Annotated in this window: 16 protein-coding genes and 1 pseudogene; 14 read left to right on the top strand and 3 right to left on the bottom strand. The window is 72.4% G+C overall.

The annotated features are described in order from the left end of the window. Positions 1–110: 110 nt before the first annotated feature. Both ABD355_RS07830 and folP read left to right on the top strand, forming a co-directional pair. Positions 111–491, top strand: a complete 381-nt coding sequence (locus ABD355_RS07830) for a bifunctional 3-phenylpropionate/cinnamic acid dioxygenase ferredoxin subunit (RefSeq protein ID WP_344399371.1) — start codon at positions 111–113, stop codon at positions 489–491. Positions 492–1,301: 810 nt separating this feature from the next. Continuing rightward, positions 1,302–2,192, top strand: coding sequence for a dihydropteroate synthase (folP, locus tag ABD355_RS07835; RefSeq protein ID WP_425585713.1), 891 nt, complete (start codon positions 1,302–1,304; stop codon positions 2,190–2,192). 22 nt (positions 2,193–2,214) lie between these two features. On the opposite strand, the gene ABD355_RS07840 is transcribed toward folP, so the two are convergent. Next, the gene (locus ABD355_RS07840) at positions 2,215–3,012 is read right to left on the bottom strand and encodes an IclR family transcriptional regulator (RefSeq protein ID WP_344399372.1); all 798 of its coding nucleotides are present in this window, start codon (positions 3,010–3,012) and stop codon (positions 2,215–2,217) included. Between the two features lie 265 nt (positions 3,013–3,277). Here ABD355_RS07840 and ABD355_RS07845 point away from each other — a divergent pair, with 265 nt between their 5' ends. The 8 genes and pseudogenes from ABD355_RS07845 (at position 3,278) to ABD355_RS07880 (ending at position 11,232) form a co-directional block, all read left to right on the top strand. Beyond that, entirely contained in the window at positions 3,278–4,459 is a 1,182-nt protein-coding gene (locus ABD355_RS07845; protein ID WP_344399373.1) for an NAD(P)/FAD-dependent oxidoreductase, read from the top strand. Beyond that, entirely contained in the window at positions 4,456–4,887 is a 432-nt protein-coding gene (gcvH, locus tag ABD355_RS07850) for a glycine cleavage system protein GcvH (RefSeq protein WP_344399374.1), read from the top strand. The genes ABD355_RS07845 and gcvH overlap by 4 nt, the downstream gene beginning before the upstream one ends. Before the next feature lie 122 nt (positions 4,888–5,009). Further along, positions 5,010–6,392, top strand: coding sequence for an L-serine ammonia-lyase (locus ABD355_RS07855; protein ID WP_344399375.1), 1,383 nt, complete (start codon positions 5,010–5,012; stop codon positions 6,390–6,392). Positions 6,393–6,407: 15 nt separating this feature from the next. Continuing rightward, a pseudogene (locus ABD355_RS07860) lies at positions 6,408–6,688 on the top strand (glycosyltransferase); the annotation flags it as partial. Positions 6,689–6,798: 110 nt separating this feature from the next. Continuing rightward, the gene (locus ABD355_RS07865; protein ID WP_344399376.1) at positions 6,799–8,340 is read left to right on the top strand and encodes a serine/threonine-protein kinase; all 1,542 of its coding nucleotides are present in this window, start codon (positions 6,799–6,801) and stop codon (positions 8,338–8,340) included. A 392-nt stretch (positions 8,341–8,732) separates the two neighbouring features. Continuing rightward, entirely contained in the window at positions 8,733–10,109 is a 1,377-nt protein-coding gene (locus ABD355_RS07870) for a rhodanese-like domain-containing protein (protein WP_344399378.1), read from the top strand. Further along, complete coding sequence (locus ABD355_RS07875) at positions 10,100–10,486, top strand: rhodanese-like domain-containing protein (RefSeq protein ID WP_425585710.1); 387 nt, start codon at positions 10,100–10,102, stop codon at positions 10,484–10,486. The genes ABD355_RS07870 and ABD355_RS07875 overlap by 10 nt, the downstream gene beginning before the upstream one ends. Then, positions 10,483–11,232: a sulfite exporter TauE/SafE family protein gene (locus tag ABD355_RS07880; protein ID WP_344399379.1), complete on the top strand. Its 750-nt coding sequence runs from the start codon at positions 10,483–10,485 to the stop codon at positions 11,230–11,232. Before ABD355_RS07875 ends, ABD355_RS07880 begins: the two co-directional genes overlap by 4 nt. A 24-nt stretch (positions 11,233–11,256) precedes the next feature. Here ABD355_RS07880 and ABD355_RS07885 read toward each other — a convergent pair whose 3' ends face one another. Further along, positions 11,257–11,544: a metal-sensitive transcriptional regulator gene (locus ABD355_RS07885; RefSeq protein ID WP_099927088.1), complete on the bottom strand. Its 288-nt coding sequence runs from the start codon at positions 11,542–11,544 to the stop codon at positions 11,257–11,259. A 105-nt stretch (positions 11,545–11,649) separates the two neighbouring features. Here ABD355_RS07885 and ABD355_RS07890 point away from each other — a divergent pair, with 105 nt between their 5' ends. Continuing rightward, positions 11,650–12,234, top strand: coding sequence for a rhodanese-like domain-containing protein (locus ABD355_RS07890; RefSeq protein WP_344399380.1), 585 nt, complete (start codon positions 11,650–11,652; stop codon positions 12,232–12,234). 74 nt (positions 12,235–12,308) lie between these two features. Here the strand turns inward: ABD355_RS07890 and ABD355_RS07895 are convergent, their stop codons facing one another. After that, positions 12,309–12,620 carry a hypothetical protein gene (locus ABD355_RS07895; RefSeq protein ID WP_344399381.1) on the bottom strand — a complete coding sequence of 104 codons (312 nt, stop codon included), beginning with the start codon at positions 12,618–12,620 and terminating at the stop codon, positions 12,309–12,311. 29 nt (positions 12,621–12,649) lie between these two features. Here ABD355_RS07895 and ABD355_RS07900 point away from each other — a divergent pair, with 29 nt between their 5' ends. The 3 genes from ABD355_RS07900 (at position 12,650) to ABD355_RS07910 (ending at position 15,046) form a co-directional block, all read left to right on the top strand. Beyond that, the gene (locus ABD355_RS07900) at positions 12,650–13,864 is read left to right on the top strand and encodes a 4-hydroxybenzoate 3-monooxygenase (protein ID WP_344399382.1); all 1,215 of its coding nucleotides are present in this window, start codon (positions 12,650–12,652) and stop codon (positions 13,862–13,864) included. Between the two features lie 69 nt (positions 13,865–13,933). Continuing rightward, entirely contained in the window at positions 13,934–14,476 is a 543-nt protein-coding gene (locus ABD355_RS07905) for an ATP-binding protein (protein ID WP_344399383.1), read from the top strand. A gap of 51 nt (positions 14,477–14,527) precedes the next feature. Further along, a complete protein-coding gene (locus ABD355_RS07910) occupies positions 14,528–15,046 on the top strand; it encodes a GNAT family N-acetyltransferase (RefSeq protein WP_344399384.1) in 519 nt (172 codons plus the stop codon). Positions 15,047–15,098: the final 52 nt, after the last annotated feature.

The raw sequence follows: 15,098 nt of genomic DNA on the forward strand, positions 1-15,098 counted from the left end.
CGACTCCTTGACAGACGCCGCCGGGCGACTCCTTGACAAGGGTGGCGGCCGACCCGAGACTGACGTTGCGCTGCGCGCATACAGTTTCGCAATACGCACCGAGGTGGGTCATGAAGCTTCCGGCGTGCCGTCTCACCGATCTGCCGCGAGGCGAGGCGTTCCGACTCGAGTCCGACCCGGCGGTGGCCGTGTTCCACACCGATGACGGCGAGCTCTACGCGATCGACGACACCTGCACCCACCAGGACGCCTCGCTCTCCGAGGGCTGGCTGGAGGGCTGCGAGGTGGAATGCCCGCTGCACGCCTCGAAGTTCGACCTGCGCACCGGCGCCGTCGACGCCCCACCGGCCCGGCTGCCCGTCCGCACCCACCGGGTCCTCGTCGAGGACGGCACGATCCACGTCGAGCTGTCCGAGGCCCCGCCGAACCTCCCGCCGACATGCGTGGCCGCCCGCCTCCGGGGGACTGCGCCGGCGGGAGGGGTGGCGTGAGGACCGCCGCGACGAGCCTTGTCACCCCGGCGACGGGCAGCCGGTCGTCGGGGCCGCCACGACCGCCTTCGCCGACCGGCGGGCACCGGCGGGAGACCGGTTGGATCTCGCCCGCCCCCTGTGCTGCTGCATGTGGCCGGGACCCGTGGGCGTGGTGGTCGCCGACAAGGAGTGCTGCATGCGTACCAGGCGGCCGTTCGCCGGTGCACCGGGAGGTCGGTTGGGCCTTGTCCTTCGTGCCCGGCGCGGTGTTGGGGTGCGATCTGCGAGGGGCGGGGCCGTTGACGGCGAGTGCCGTCGTGCGTGCGCCGGACGGCTGGTCGGCGGGTCTGGCCCGGGCGTCCTCGCCGGTCCGCTGGGAACGGGGAGGGCCTGGTTGGGCCTTGTCCTTCGTGCCGGGCGCGGTGTGGGGTTGCGATCTGTGAGGGGCGGGGCCGTTGGCGGCGAGTGTCGTCGTGCGTGCGCCGGACGGCTGGTCGGCGGGTCCGGCCTGGACGCCCTCGCCGGTCCGCTGATGACGGCGAGCCCCGGCCTCGGCTCCCCGGTACCGCCCGGCACCCCCGCAGAGCGCTGCGGCGCGGGCCGTTGCCGCGTCCACCGCAGACAGCACCGCGCAGTCCGGTGGCCCGCCGTCGTGCTCCCGGTACGCGGCCCCGGCTCCCGCCCCGCAGCCGAGCCGGGCCACGGCCGTCGCCTCGTTGGAAGCGGCGAGCGTCCGTCGTACCGGTACCGAGTGCGCAGCCAGTTCGACGCAACCGGTGTGCACCCGACCCGCCCGTGTCCTCGTAAGGCCGGTTCCTCGTGACCGCCATGGTCCAGGCGTCCGCCCCGCCGCACCCGGGGATTGCGGAACTGCATCCGCAGGGACTGCCGCGGCCCGGCCGGACGTTGGTGATGGGCGTTGTGAACGTCACCCCGGACTCGTTCTCCGACGGCGGGCTGTCGTTCGCCCCGGAGGCGGCCGTCGCGCATGGACTTGCGCTGCTCGAGCAGGGGGCGGACATCGTCGACGTGGGCGGGGAGTCGACCCGTCCCGGCGCCGCGCGGCCGACGCTCGAGGAGGAGCTGCGGCGCGTCCTGCCCGTCGTCCGGGAACTCGCCGCGGCGGGCGCCGTCGTCAGCGTCGACACCATGCGGGCCGAGGTCGCCGCCCGTGCGCTCGACGCGGGCGCACGGCTGATCAACGACGTCTCGGGCGGCCTGGCCGACCCCGCGATGCTGCCGACGATGGCCCGCGCCGACGCGCCGTACGTGCTGATGCACTGGCGCGGCCACGCCACCGGGATGCAGGCGAACGCCGTCTACGGCGACGTCGTCACCGAGGTGGTCGACGAACTGCGGCTGAGGATCGAGGCCGCACTGCAGGCGGGCATCCGCCCCGGCTGCCTGATCCTCGACCCCGGCCTGGGCTTCGCCAAGGAGGCGGAGCACAACTGGCAGTTGCTGGGCCGCCTCGGGGAGATCCGCGCGCTGGGCCACCCCGTCCTGGTCGGTGCGTCGCGCAAGTCGTTCCTGGGGCGTCTGCTGGCGGATCCGGCAACCGGTCAACCCCGCCCGGCACAACAGCGCGACGCCGCAACCACCGCTGTCTCCGCACTCGCCGCCGCGCAAGGCGCCTGGTGCCTACGGGTACACGACGTGACGTCGACACTCGACGCGGTACGGGTGACGGCCCGCTGGCGCGCGGAGACACCTGCCTGACGGCAACCAAGCAGCGCGGCGCCTAGCCCAGATACCCCATCCGATGACTGATCTCCTCCGCCCCCTTGAGCAGCACCGGCGCCACCTCGCGCATCCGCTCCTCGGTGAACCGGTACGCCGGCCCGGACGCACTCAGCGCCGCGATGACCTCGCCGTCACGGGAGCGGATCGGCGCCGCCATGGCATGCAGCCCGACCTCGAGTTCCTCCAGCGTCACCGCATAGCCGCGCTCCCGGGCCGCCGCGAGGTCCTTCTCCAGCTTCGCCCTGGCCGTCAGCGTGTGGGGCGTGAGCTTCTGCAGCCCGGACGCCGCGAGCACGTCCGCGCGTTCCTCCGGCGACAGATGCGCCAGCAGGATCTTCCCGCTGGACGTGGCGTGCACCGGGGTGAGCTGCCCGACCCAGTTGTGTGTGCCGACCGCGCCCGGACCGCGCACCTGGTAGAGGTTGACGGCGTAATGCTCCTGCAGGACCGCGATGTTGACCGTCTCGCCGATCTCTTCGGCGAGCCGCTCGCACACCGGCCGGCCCTGCTGGGTGATGTCGAGCCGGCCGGTGACCGCACCGGCCAGCCGCACGATCCCGAAGCCGAGCCGGTACTTGCCCCGCTCGGCCGTCTGCTCCACCAGACCGCGTGCCTCCAGCGCGCCGAGCAGGCGGAACGCGGTCGACTTGTGGACGTCGATCTCGCCGGCCACCTCGCTGACGCCCGCCTCGCCGCGCTGGGCGAGGATCTCCAGGACGCTGACGGCACGGTCGACGGACTGCACCCCGTTCACCGCGGGAGCAGCAGTTTCGCCGTCTGCCGTGTAGTTGCTCATGACGCAACTATACGCATGCGTCCTGCTCGATGATCGGGCCTTCGTCGAGCTCGTGATGGGCGCATCGGGGAAGCGAAGTCCACTGCTGCAACCTCGTCCAGCCCTTCTGGAGGTTGCGCATCGCGCAACCTTCCGCGCTATTGCGCACTGATGTCGCCCGTCTCTTGACAAGCGCCCGACCTCGCCCCAAGCATGTTGCGCATAGCGAGCTTTGTTGTGTAATTCGAGACACCCGGTCGGGCCGCCCGCAACCCGGAGGTTCCTTATGAGCATCACCGTCGTCGGCGCGTCGCTGGCAGGCCTGAGCACGGTCCGCGCGCTGCGCGCAGAGGGCTACGACGGCGAGATCGTCGTCGTGGGGGAGGAGCGCCACACCCCCTACGACCGCCCACCGCTGTCCAAGGACTTCCTCAAGGGGGACATCGACGCCGAGGCGCTCGCGCTCGGCGACGCGGACGAGTACGAGGCCCTCCAGGTCACCTGGCTGCTCGGCGAGCGCGCCGTACGCCTCGACCCCGCGGACCGCTCCGTCACCCTCGCCAAAGGACGCCGACTGCGCGGCGAGGGCGTCGTCGTCGCGACCGGCGCCAGCCCCCGCCTGCTCCCCGGCATGGACGGACTGGCCGGGGTCCACACCCTGCGCACCCTCGACGACGCCGAGACCTTGCGCACCGAACTGCTCGACGGACTGCCCCGGGTCGTCATCATCGGCGCCGGCTTCATCGGCGCCGAGGTGGCCTCCACCGCCCACCGGCTCGGCCTGCACGTCACCGTCGTAGAGGCCGTCGACGTCCCGCTCGAACGCCAACTGGGCCGCGAAATGGGCCTGGTGGTCTCCTCCCTGCACACCGACCACGGAGTGCGCCTGCTGTGCGGAACCGGCGTGGCGGGACTCACCGGCGAGGACCGGGTCACCGGGGTACGGCTGGCGGACGGGCGCGTGCTGCCCGCCGACATCGTCGTGGTCGGCGTAGGCGTACGGCCCGCCACCGACTGGCTCGCCGGCTCCGGCGTACAGGTGGACGACGGCGTGGTGTGCGACGCGGGCGGCGCGAGCAGCCTCCCGGGCGTGGTCGCCGTCGGCGACGTCGCCCGCTGGCCCAACCCCTTCACCGGACACCACGCCCGTATCGAGCACTGGACCAACGCCACCGAGCAGGCGAAGACCGCCGCCCGCACGCTGCTCACCGGCGAGTCGGCCGCGCCCGCCCGGGTCACCGCGCCGTACTTCTGGTCCGACCAGTACCAGGTGCGCATCCAGCTCGCGGGCCACGTGGCCCCCGGCGACCGCCCCGAACTCATCGAGGGCAGCCTCGACAGCCGCTCCTTCGTCTCCGTCTATCTGCGCCAGGGCACCCCGGTCGCCGTGCTCTCCCTCAACCAGCCGAAGCTCTTCAACCGGCTCCGCCGCACCCTCGCCCCCGCCGCCGCGGCCGCCGTGTCATGAGCCGCACGCCTCAACAGCCCCTGAAGGACACGCAGACGACCGCCGTCCCGCGGCATCTGCGCTACACCTGGGACCACGAGTGGCTGGTCGTGGACGAGGGCAACGCCACCGTCGGCATCACCGCGTTCGCGGCCGATGCCCTCGGCGACGTCGTCCACCTGCGGCTGCCCGAGGTCGGCAGCCGCGTCGAGGCGGGCGAGAGCTGCGGAGAGATCCGGTCGCTGACGGCCGTCAGCGGCCTGTACGCCCCCGCCTCGGGCGAGGTCCTCGAAGTCAACACCGCGCTGGCCGACGCGCCGGGCGTCGTCAACACCGCTCCCTACACCGTCGGCTGGTTGTTCCGGCTGCGGGTCGAGAACATCGCCGGCACCCTGTCCGCCGACGCGTACGCAGCCCACTGCGCCCACACCCGAGGAGTCCGCCGATGACCCTGTTCAGGGCGCTCGCCGACAAGCACCCCCTCTACGCAGGTCTGTAACCGACAACCAGCCCGCAGGGGCGTGCCCGCGACCCGCGTCGGCACGACCCGCCAAACCCCCCGGAGTGTGGCGTGGCAATCAGCGTCTTCGACCTGTTCTCCATCGGCATCGGTCCGTCCAGTTCGCACACCGTCGGCCCGATGCGCGCCGCCGCGATGTTCGCCGCCCGGCTGAAGCAGGACGGCCTGCTCGCCCAGACCACCGCGGTACGGGCGGAGCTGTTCGGCTCCCTCGGCGCCACCGGCCACGGCCACGGCACCCCCAAGGCCGTGCTGCTCGGCCTGGAGGGCAACGAGCCGCACACGGTCGACGTCGCCCAGGCCGACCTCGACGTCGAGCGCATCCACGCCACCGGGCGCATCCGTCTCCTCGGCGCCCAGATCGGCCCGGCCCACGAGATCGGCTTCGACGTCTCGACCCAGCTGGTCCTGCACCGTCGGCGCTCGTTGCCGTACCACGCCAACGGCATGATCCTCTTCGCTTACGACGCCGACGGCGTGCCGCTGCTGGGGAAGACGTACTACTCGGTCGGCGGCGGCTTCGTCGTAGACGAGGACGCCGTCGGGGCGGACCGGATCAAGCTCGACGACACGGAGCTCGCCCACCCCTTCAGCACCGGCGACGAGCTGCTCCGACTGGCCCGGGAGACCGGTCTGTCGATCTCCGCGCTGATGCTGGAGAACGAGAAGGCCTGGCGGACGGAGGAGGAGATCCGCTCGGGGCTCCTCGGCATCTGGCGGGTCATGGAGGGCTGTGTGTCGCGCGGCCTGGCCCTGGAGGGCATCCTCCCGGGCGGCCTGAAGGTACGGCGCCGGGCCGCGGCCGCGGCCCGCCAACTGCGCAGCGAGGGCGACCCGTTGGCCCGTGCGATGGAATGGGTCACGCTCTACGCGATGGCGGTGAACGAGGAGAACGCGGCGGGCGGCCGGGTCGTCACCGCCCCCACGAACGGCGCCGCGGGCATCATCCCGGCCGTTCTGCACTACTACCTCAACTTCGTGCCCGGCGCCGACGAGGACGGCATCGTCCGCTTCCTCCTCGCGGCGGGCGCCATCGGCATGCTCTTCAAGGAGAACGCCTCCATCTCCGGCGCCGAGGTCGGCTGCCAGGGCGAGGTCGGCTCCGCCTGCTCGATGGCCGCGGGCGGCCTCGCCGAGGTGCTCGGCGGCAGCCCCGAACAGGTCGAGAACGCAGCCGAGATCGGCATGGAACACAACCTCGGCCTCACCTGCGACCCGGTCGGCGGCCTGGTCCAGATCCCCTGCATCGAGCGCAACGGCATGGCCGCGGTCAAGGCGGTCACGGCGGCCAAGATGGCACTGCGCGGAGACGGCCGCCACCACGTCTCCCTCGACAAGGTCATCAAGACCATGAAGGAGACCGGCGCCGACATGAAGGTCAAGTACAAGGAGACGGCGCGGGGCGGGCTTGCCGTGAATGTCATCGAGTGCTGAGAGCGCCGGCGCTGCCCCGAGGGTCCGCAGAAACTGGCGGCCTGCCTGGGCATCTTCGACCTCGTACTGTTCCGGCCGCCGGTGGACCAGGAGCAGCTCGCCGACTGGTACCGGGCGGCGTCCGTCCTGGTCATGCCCTCCCACAGCGAGTCCTTCGGCCTGGTCGCCGTCGAGGCACAGGCGTGCGGCACCCCGCCGAGGCCCGCCACGCCCGCTCCTTCGGCTGGGACACCGCCGCGGCGGCGACGGCGAAGGTGTACACGGCGGCGATGCGCGCGCGCCGCCTCGTCGGCTGAAGGGCCCTATGACGCGATCGACACGAACTGCACACCTGTAGTGCGAAAACGTCGGTTAGTGTGCATTGCTGAGTGACGAAAAGGGGGCAGAGCAGGCGGAGGGCGAAGCAGTGTCGGACGAAGGGCGGCTCGTCGCCGGGCGCTACCGGCTGGTCGAGCGCATCGGCCGGGGCGGTATGGGCACCGTGTGGCGCGCCGAGGACGAGGAGCTCACCCGTCAGGTCGCGCTCAAACGGCTCCACACACCACCGCACCTGTCCGACGCCGAGATCACCACGCTGTACGAGCGCGTCCGCCGCGAGGCGCGCAGCGCCGCCCGGGTCGTGCACCCCAATGTGGTCGTCGTCCATGACGTCGTCGACGACGACGGGCAGCCGTGCATCGTCATGGAGTACGTCCCCGCCGGCACCCTCGCCGATGTCCTCGACGGCGGCCGGACGCTGCCGCCGGAGGAGGCGGCACGCATCGGCCTCGGTGTGATCTCCGCCGTACGGGCCGCGCACGCGGCCGGCGTGCTGCACCGCGACATCAAGCCCGGAAACGTCCTGCTCGGTCCCGGTGGCCGGGTCGTCCTGACCGACTTCGGTATCGCGCAGACCGCCGGGTCCTCGACCCTCACCCAGACCGGGGAGATGATCGGCTCCATCGACTTCATGGCCCCCGAGCGGATCCGCGGCCACAAGCCCGGCCCGGCCTCGGACCTGTGGTCGCTGGGTGCGACGCTGTACCAGGCGGTGGAGGGACGTCCGCCGTACCGTCGCGACACGCCCATGGAGACCGCGTACGCCATCGCCGTGGACCCGCTGGAGCCGATGCTCAAGGCCGGTCCGCTGGAACCGCTCATCGAGGCCCTGCTGTCGAGGGACCCCGAGGACCGGCCCACGGCGGAGCAGACGGAACGGGCGCTGCGGGCCACCTGGTCCACGGGGCCGCCGACCGAGCGGTCCTCCGTCGTCCCCGCCGACCCCCGGGACGACGCCTCGACCGCGCACCACACGTCCGCGGCGCCGCCGACACCACCGGCGCCGACCGGCAGGAGCGCACGGCGTCGCCGTCGCGGCCGTAGGGGCCGTGTCCTCGTGCCGGTCCTGGCGGTCCTGGCCGTGGCCGCCACCGCCGTGACGCTGTACATGTCGTCGCACCGGGCCGGCCGGGACGGAGCGGGCGCGGTGACCACGCCCACCGCGTCCGTGTCGCCCTCGCCCGTCCCCGACGGCTACCACCTGGTCCGCGCCGACCGGCTCGGCGTCTCCTTCCCCGTGCCGGACGGCTGGCAGCCGAAGAAGCAGTCGAGCGACGAGGTCACCTACACCGACCCGACCGGCCTGGCCGGCATCACCATCGGCACGGTGGACCCCGCGGGCTCCAACCCCGTCGGCCACTTCAAGGACATCGAGGCGAACACCAAGGCCAACTACTCCGTCTACCGCAGGCTGCGCATGCAGGAGACGACCTTCCGGGGCAAGCCGGCGGCCGTGTGGGAGTTCACCTTCCAGGGCCGGGCCCGCGTCTTCCGCGCCATCGACCTCGGCTACGGCACCGCGGGCGGCCGGGAGTACGACATCTATCTGTCGGCCCCGGAGGCCAAGTGGAGCACCTACCGCCCGGTCTTCGACAACGTCAGGGACGGGTTCACGGAACAGCCGCGGTGACCCCGACGCGCTGCTGAGCCCTATGTGCTCGGGAACGGGCCGCGGGCGGGGCGAGGGGCTGCCGTGACCGGTGACGGGGCTGTACATCCGTACTCCGCCCGGGAACTCGTCCACGGCAGGGATCTCGGACCGTACCCGCCGCCGACCGGCCATCCTGTCCGGCGCGCGCTGCACGAAGTGCACCCGGAATCCGACCCGGGCGGCCGGCTCGCACCGGCCGACCTCGGGCACGGGCACCGCATCCGTCAGGTCTCGCCCGGGGTCCGGCGCTGTTCGAGGCCCAGTCGGCCCTGTGGGGCGTTCATGGTTCCCAAATATACCCCCTGGGGTACCCGTGGTACTGTCGAGGACAGATACCCCAGGGGGTATTTTTCGACGGAAGGGAGTGCCTCGTGTTCTTCGTCGACACGATCGAAGTGGCCGGCCTCGGCAACCGGAGCTACCTGGCGGGCGGCGGGCTGACGGCCGTCGCGGTGGATCCGCCGCGCGACATCGACCAGGTGATCGCGGCGGCGGCGCGGCGGGGAGTGCGGATATCGCACGTGGTCGAGACCCACCTGCACAACGACTACGTCACCGGCGGCCTGGAACTGGCCCGCGTCACGGGCGCCGCCTATCTCGTCCCGGCGGGGGCCAGGGTCGCCTTCGAGCGGGTGCCGGTCGACGACGGGGACCGCACCGAGATCGATGCCGACGGCGGGCTGGTTCTGCACGCGGTGGCGACCCCCGGCCACACCCCGCACCACATCTCCTACGTCCTGGAGGAGCACGGAACGGCGGTCGCCGTGTTCACCGGCGGCTCGCTGCTCATCGGCACCGTCGGACGGCCCGACCTGGTCGAACCGCGGCTGACCGAACGCCTCGCCCGCGCCCAGCACGCCTCCGCACACCGCCTCGCGGCCGAACTGCCCGACGAGACGCCGGTTCTGCCCACCCACGGCTTCGGCAGCTTCTGCTCCTCGGCCCAGGCGGAGGGCGGCGTGACGACCATCGGCAAGGAGAAGGCGTCCAACGAGGCGCTCACCCGCGATGCGGACACCTTCGTCGCCGACCTGCTGGCCGGACTGGACGACATCCCCGCCTACTACGTCCACATGGGCCCCGCCAACGCCGCCGGACCCGCGCCCGTCGACCTCACCCCGCCCGCCCCTGCCGACGCCGACGAGATCGCTGCCCGGCTCGCGGCGGGGGAGTGGGTGGTGGATCTGCGCAACCGCGTCGCCTTCGCCGAAGGGCATGTCGCCGGCTCCGTCAACTTCGAGGCCGAGGGGCAGCTCGCCACCTATCTGGCCTGGCTGATCCCTTGGGGCAAGCCACTGACGCTGCTGGCCGAGTCGGCCGAACAACTCCTCGCCGCCCAGCGGGAGTTGGCCCGGGTGGGCATCGACCGCCCGGCCGCAGCGGCGACCGGTGATCCGTCGGACTGGGTGCGCGCGGGCGAGACCCCCGTCTCCTTCCCGCGCGCCACATTCGCCGACCTGGCGGACCGCCGACGGGACGGGCACGTGGTCGTACTCGACGTCCGGCGGCAGAGCGAACGAGCGGGCGGCTTCGTGGACGGGGCCGTCCACATCCCCCTCCATACCCTGCACCAGCGGCTCGGCGAGGTCCCCGACGGTCAGGTGTGGGTGCACTGCGCCGGCGGTATGCGCGCCGCCATCGCGGCATCCCTGCTGCATGCGTTTGGCCGGGACGTCGTCGCCGTCGACGACGCCTTCGACGCGGCCGAGAAGGCCGGACTGACCGTGAGGAGCGGACCGTGTCGTTGAACCGGTTCAGGAGCGGGCCCGGCCGGGTCGATGCGCTGCGGGCCGCCGAGCGCACCGGACACCTGGACGGCTTCCCGGCGGAGCAGGACGCCGTACTGCTGGACGTCCGCGAGTCGTACGAGTGGCACACGGGCCACGCCCCGGGCGCGGTTCACGTCCCCCTGTCCGCGCTGGCGGCGGGTGCCCCGTTGCCCGAGCGGGTGGCGGGCCTGCCCTTGGTGGTCGTCTGCCGTTCGGGCAACCGGTCCCGGCAAGCGGCCGAACTCCTGGTCGCACGGGGCGCCGACGCGGTGGACGTGATCGGCGGGATGCGCGACTGGGCCCGCCTCGGCCTGCCCGTGGTGGACCGGTGCGGCGAGAGCGGAACGGTGACGTGAGCGTTCTCCTACTGGCCCTGGTGGCCGGTGCCGTCATCGGTCTGGCGCTCGGCGCGCTCGGCGGAGGCGGCAGCGTCCTGGCCGTCCCCGCCCTGATCTACCTGCTCGGTTTCACCCCGGTTGCGGCCACCACCGCCGGACTGGTCATCGTGGCCGTCACCACGGCCACCGCACTGCCCGCGCACGCCCGGGGCGGTCATGTCCGCTGGCGCACCGGACTGCTGTTCGCGGCAGCGGGCATCGGACCCGCCATGCTCGGCGGCCTGGTGGCGGCGCGGCTGCCTGCGGCGGTGCTCACCGCGGCCTTCGCCCTGGTGGCGCTGGTCGCAGCGGTGCGCATGCTGCGCCCGCGGCCCGGCCCGCCCGATGCCGTCCCTACGGTCCGCCCCGGCCGGGCGGCCGCGGCGGGGGCCGGGCTCGGGGCGGTCACCGGAGTCCTCGGAGTGGGCGGCGGCTTTCTCGCCGTACCGGCCCTGGTGAGTGTCCTCGGGCTGCGCATGCGGGCGGCGGTGGGGACGAGCCTGCTGGTCATCACCCTCAACTCGGTCGCCGCCCTGGCGCTCCGCGCCGGCACGGCCGACGGACTGGACTGGGCCGTGATCGCGCCGTTCGCCGGAGCCGCCGTCCTCGGCGCCTGGGACGGCAGGCGCCTCGCCACCAAGGTGTCGGGGCAGGCACTGCAGCGGATCTTCGCCCTGGTGCTGCTGGGTGTGGCCGGTTTCATGCTGATCGGCTCCGCCGTGTGAGGACCGCCGACGCGTACGGCCTCCTCAGGCCAGTGACAGGAACAGCTTCTCCAGACGGGCGCGCATCTGCTCGACGTCCTCGCCGTTCCTGCGGCCGGACTCGACGTCGGTCAGGCACTGCTGCAGACCGGTGGCGATGATGGCGAAGCCCGCCCGGTCCAGGGCGCGGGAGGCCGCGGCGAGCTGGGTGATGACGTCCTCGCAGTCGCGCCCCTCCTCGATCATCCGGATCACACCGGCGATCTGGCCCTGAGCGCGACGCAGCCGGTTCAGCACTGCCTTCAGTTCCGCACCCGCGAGCTCCATGTCCACGACGACTCCTCCGTCAACGTATACCCCTAGGGGTACTGTACGTCCCGATTCGGGACGGCGTCGAACACCCACGAACTCAGAGCTCGACAAAGGATCACAACTGCCGTGACTGCTTCCCCCGTTCCCTCCGCCCTCGCCACCGACCAGATCCATGGCCTGCTGCACCGGCTCACGGTCATCGACGTGCGCACGCCCGGCGAGTACGCCTCCGGCCATCTGCCCGGTGCGCTCAACATCCCCCTGGATCAGGTCCGCCGCGCCCTGCCCGACATCCGGCACGCCGCCGGACGCGGCGACGTCCTGGTCGTGTGTGCCTCCGGGGGCCGTTCGCAGAACGCCTGCGCGCTCCTTACCGAGCAGGGCATCCCGGCGGCGACGCTGACCGGCGGCACCGCCGCCTGGGCCGCCGCAGGACACGACCTGCACCGGCCGGCTCCCCGGGCACGGGCAACCTGGGCCATGGAGCGCCAGGTGCGCTTCACCGCGGGCACGCTGGTGCTCCTGGGGCTGGCGCTCGGCCTTCTCGTGCACCCGGCCTTGCAGCTCGTCTCGGCAGCGACAGCGGGCGGCCTGGTCTTCTCCGCGCTCACCGACACCTGCGGAATGGCGGCCCTGCTCGCCGGACTCCCGCACAACCGGCCCCGCCCGGCCGACCTCGACGCCACGTTGACGGCGCTCCGCAGCGGCTGACATCCGGGACGGCCCGTCGGCCAGCCGGCTCGTGCGCGGGCCGCCCGCCTTCAACTCGCGGTCGCCTCGCCGGCTTACGCACGGTCGCCGAGCACCAGATGGGCGTCGCGCGCGTGCCGGAGGACGTCGGCCTCCCGCCGCCGGCCGTACGCGAAGGTGACACGGACCCGGTCGTAGGGCAGCCGCAGGCCTTCGAGGGCTGAGCGCCTGCTCGAACTCCGTGCGGGCAGGACGTTGGCGCAGACGTCGGGCCAGAGCCAGAAACCCGGCTCGTCGACGGCGCGGCGGGCCTCGTCGCCTTCACCGCGTGCGCCGGTCGCTGCTATCGGCGACGGTGCGGACCGCCGCGATCTCCGAGTGCCACGGCCCCCGGAGATCGGAACCACTCCGCTAGTCTGACAGCGGAGGTGGTCAAGTGGCCGAAAAAGCAGGGGAGTTGACGGAGGCCCCGGAGTCCACGACCGTCGTCGTGATCGGTGCGGGCCCGGCCGGTCTGACGGTCGCCAATCTGCTGCGACGCAGCGGGATCGACTGCATCGTCCTGGAGCGCCGCAGCCGCGAGTACGTGGCGCAGCGCCAGCGGGCCGGCATCGTCGAAACCCGCGCCGTGCGGATGTTCGACTCCTGGGGGCTGGCCGACCGCGTCCTCGGCGGGATCCCGTACGACGGCATCCTGGAGCTCCGGGTGGACGGCGAGAGCCACCTGGTGTCGGACGACGACGGCTCCGAAGGCCCCCGGGCCCGCCTCTGCCCCCAGCAGGTACTGGTCCAGAAGCTGACCGCCGCATACCTCGACGACGGCGGCGATCTGCGTTTCGAGGCCGCCGACGTCTCCCTGCACGACCTGACCGGCGACCGCCCGACCGTCCGCTACCGCACCGCCGACGGCACCCCCCGCAGCATCACCTGCGCCTTCGTCGCCGGCTGCGACGGGGACCACGGCACCAGCCGCACCGCGCTCCCCGCCGGCGCCCTCACCGCGTACTCCCACGACCACGGCATCGGCTGGCTCACCGTCCTCGCCGACGCCCCGCCCCCGGCCCACCCGCTCCTCGCCGTCAGCCGCGACGGCTTCGCCGCCCACTTCCCCCGCGGACCGCAGACCAGCCGCTACTACCTCCAGTGCCCGCCCGACGACCACCCCGACGCCTGGCCCGACACCCGCATCTGGGACGCCCTGCGCACCCGGCTCGCCGACCCCGCCCTCCCCGCGGGCCCGATCACCGACCGCGAGACCTTCCGCCTCCGCAGCCTCGTCCACGACCCCATGCAGTACGGCCGCCTCTACCTGGTCGGCGACGCCGCCCACATCGTCTCGCCGATGGGCGGAAAGGGCATGAACCTCGCCCTCTACGACGCCGACGTCTTCGCCCGAGCCGTCCGGGACTCCGTCCGCGACCACGACGACACGGCCCTGCGCAGCTACTCGCAGCGCTGCCTGCGCCGGGTCTGGAACGACCAGGAGTTCTCCCACTGGCTCACCCGCACCCTCCACGACGCGGGCGACGCCACCGCCTTGGGCCCCTTCCACCGCAACCTGGCCCGCGCCCGCCTGGACCGTCTCCTCACCTCACCCACGGCGGGCCGCGCCTTCGCGGAACTGATGACGGGGCTTGACCTGGCCCAGTGATCGCAGAGCCCTGAGGGCCGAGGGATATCGGATGGCAAGAGTCGACCGCGAACTGGCACGCTGCGTCTCATGGATCACGCGGAGGTGCTGCTCATCGGAGGACGCGCCGGGGTCGGCAAGACGACCGTCGGGTGGGAGGTGTCGGCTCTGCTGCGGGCCGCGGCCGTCGCTCACGCGATCATCGACGGTGACTTCATGGGACAGGTGCACCCGGCCCCGGAAGGCGATCCGCATCGCGCGGAGATCACCGAGAGCAATCTGACCGCGGTATGGGCGAACTTCGCCCGGCGCGGTTACCGCCGTCTGATCTACACGAACACGGCGAGTGTGCTCCCCGAGGCGGCGGGCATGTTCGAGCGCGCCATGGGGGCGGAGGTGCGGGCCGTACGGGTCCTGCTCACCGCCTCCGATGCCACCGCCCGAGAGCGGCTCGTACGGCGGGAAATCGGCTCGGAGCTGCAAAAGGAGCTCGAGGGCAGTGCCCGCAAGGCCCGGATCCTGGACCGGCGGGCCCCCGCGGAGGCGGTGCGTGTCATGACGGACGGACGCACCGTCGGTGACGTCGCGCGCGAGGTCGTCGCCCTCACCGGCTGGGCGGGGCAAGGGAGTTGACCTCATCACGGAGCACCGGCAACCGTCGGGTCGCGCCGTAGGGTGGCGGACATGAGCATCGACGGTGTTGCGCTGCGTCCGGTGACCGAGCCCGACCTGCCTGTCATGGAACGCTTCCTCATCGATCCGCAGACCGTTGTGCCGTTCCAGTGGTGGGGCTGGTCGGACACCGGGCGCTGGCGGCGCCAGTGGGCGGAGAACGGCCTGCTGGGCGACGACGGAGGGTATCTGATGGTGGTGCGCGGCGCGGAGCGGCTGGGGTTCGTCGCCTGGCGGCAGGTCAGGCCCACCCGGACCACCACCTACTGGAACATGGGCATCAACCTGCTCCCGGAGGCGCGCGGACAGGGCGTCGGAACCGAGGCGCAACGGCAGTTGGTCCACTATCTCTTCGCGCACACCACGGTCGTACGCGTCGAGGCGGACACCGAAGCGGACAACATTGCCGAACAACGGGCCCTGGAAAAGGTCGGATTCACCCGCGAGGGCGTCCTGCGCAGCATCGCCTTCCGCGACGGACAGTGGCGTGACGGAGTGCGCTACAGCATCCTGCGCGGCGAACTGGCCTGAGCACCGCCCTCAGAACCCCGAGCACCCCGCTCACAAAACAAAGGCAAGGAGG

The sequence above is a fragment of the Streptomyces longisporus genome, from assembly GCF_039532765.1.
In the GTDB taxonomy this organism is placed as follows: Bacteria; Actinomycetota; Actinomycetes; order Streptomycetales; family Streptomycetaceae; genus Streptomyces; species Streptomyces longisporus.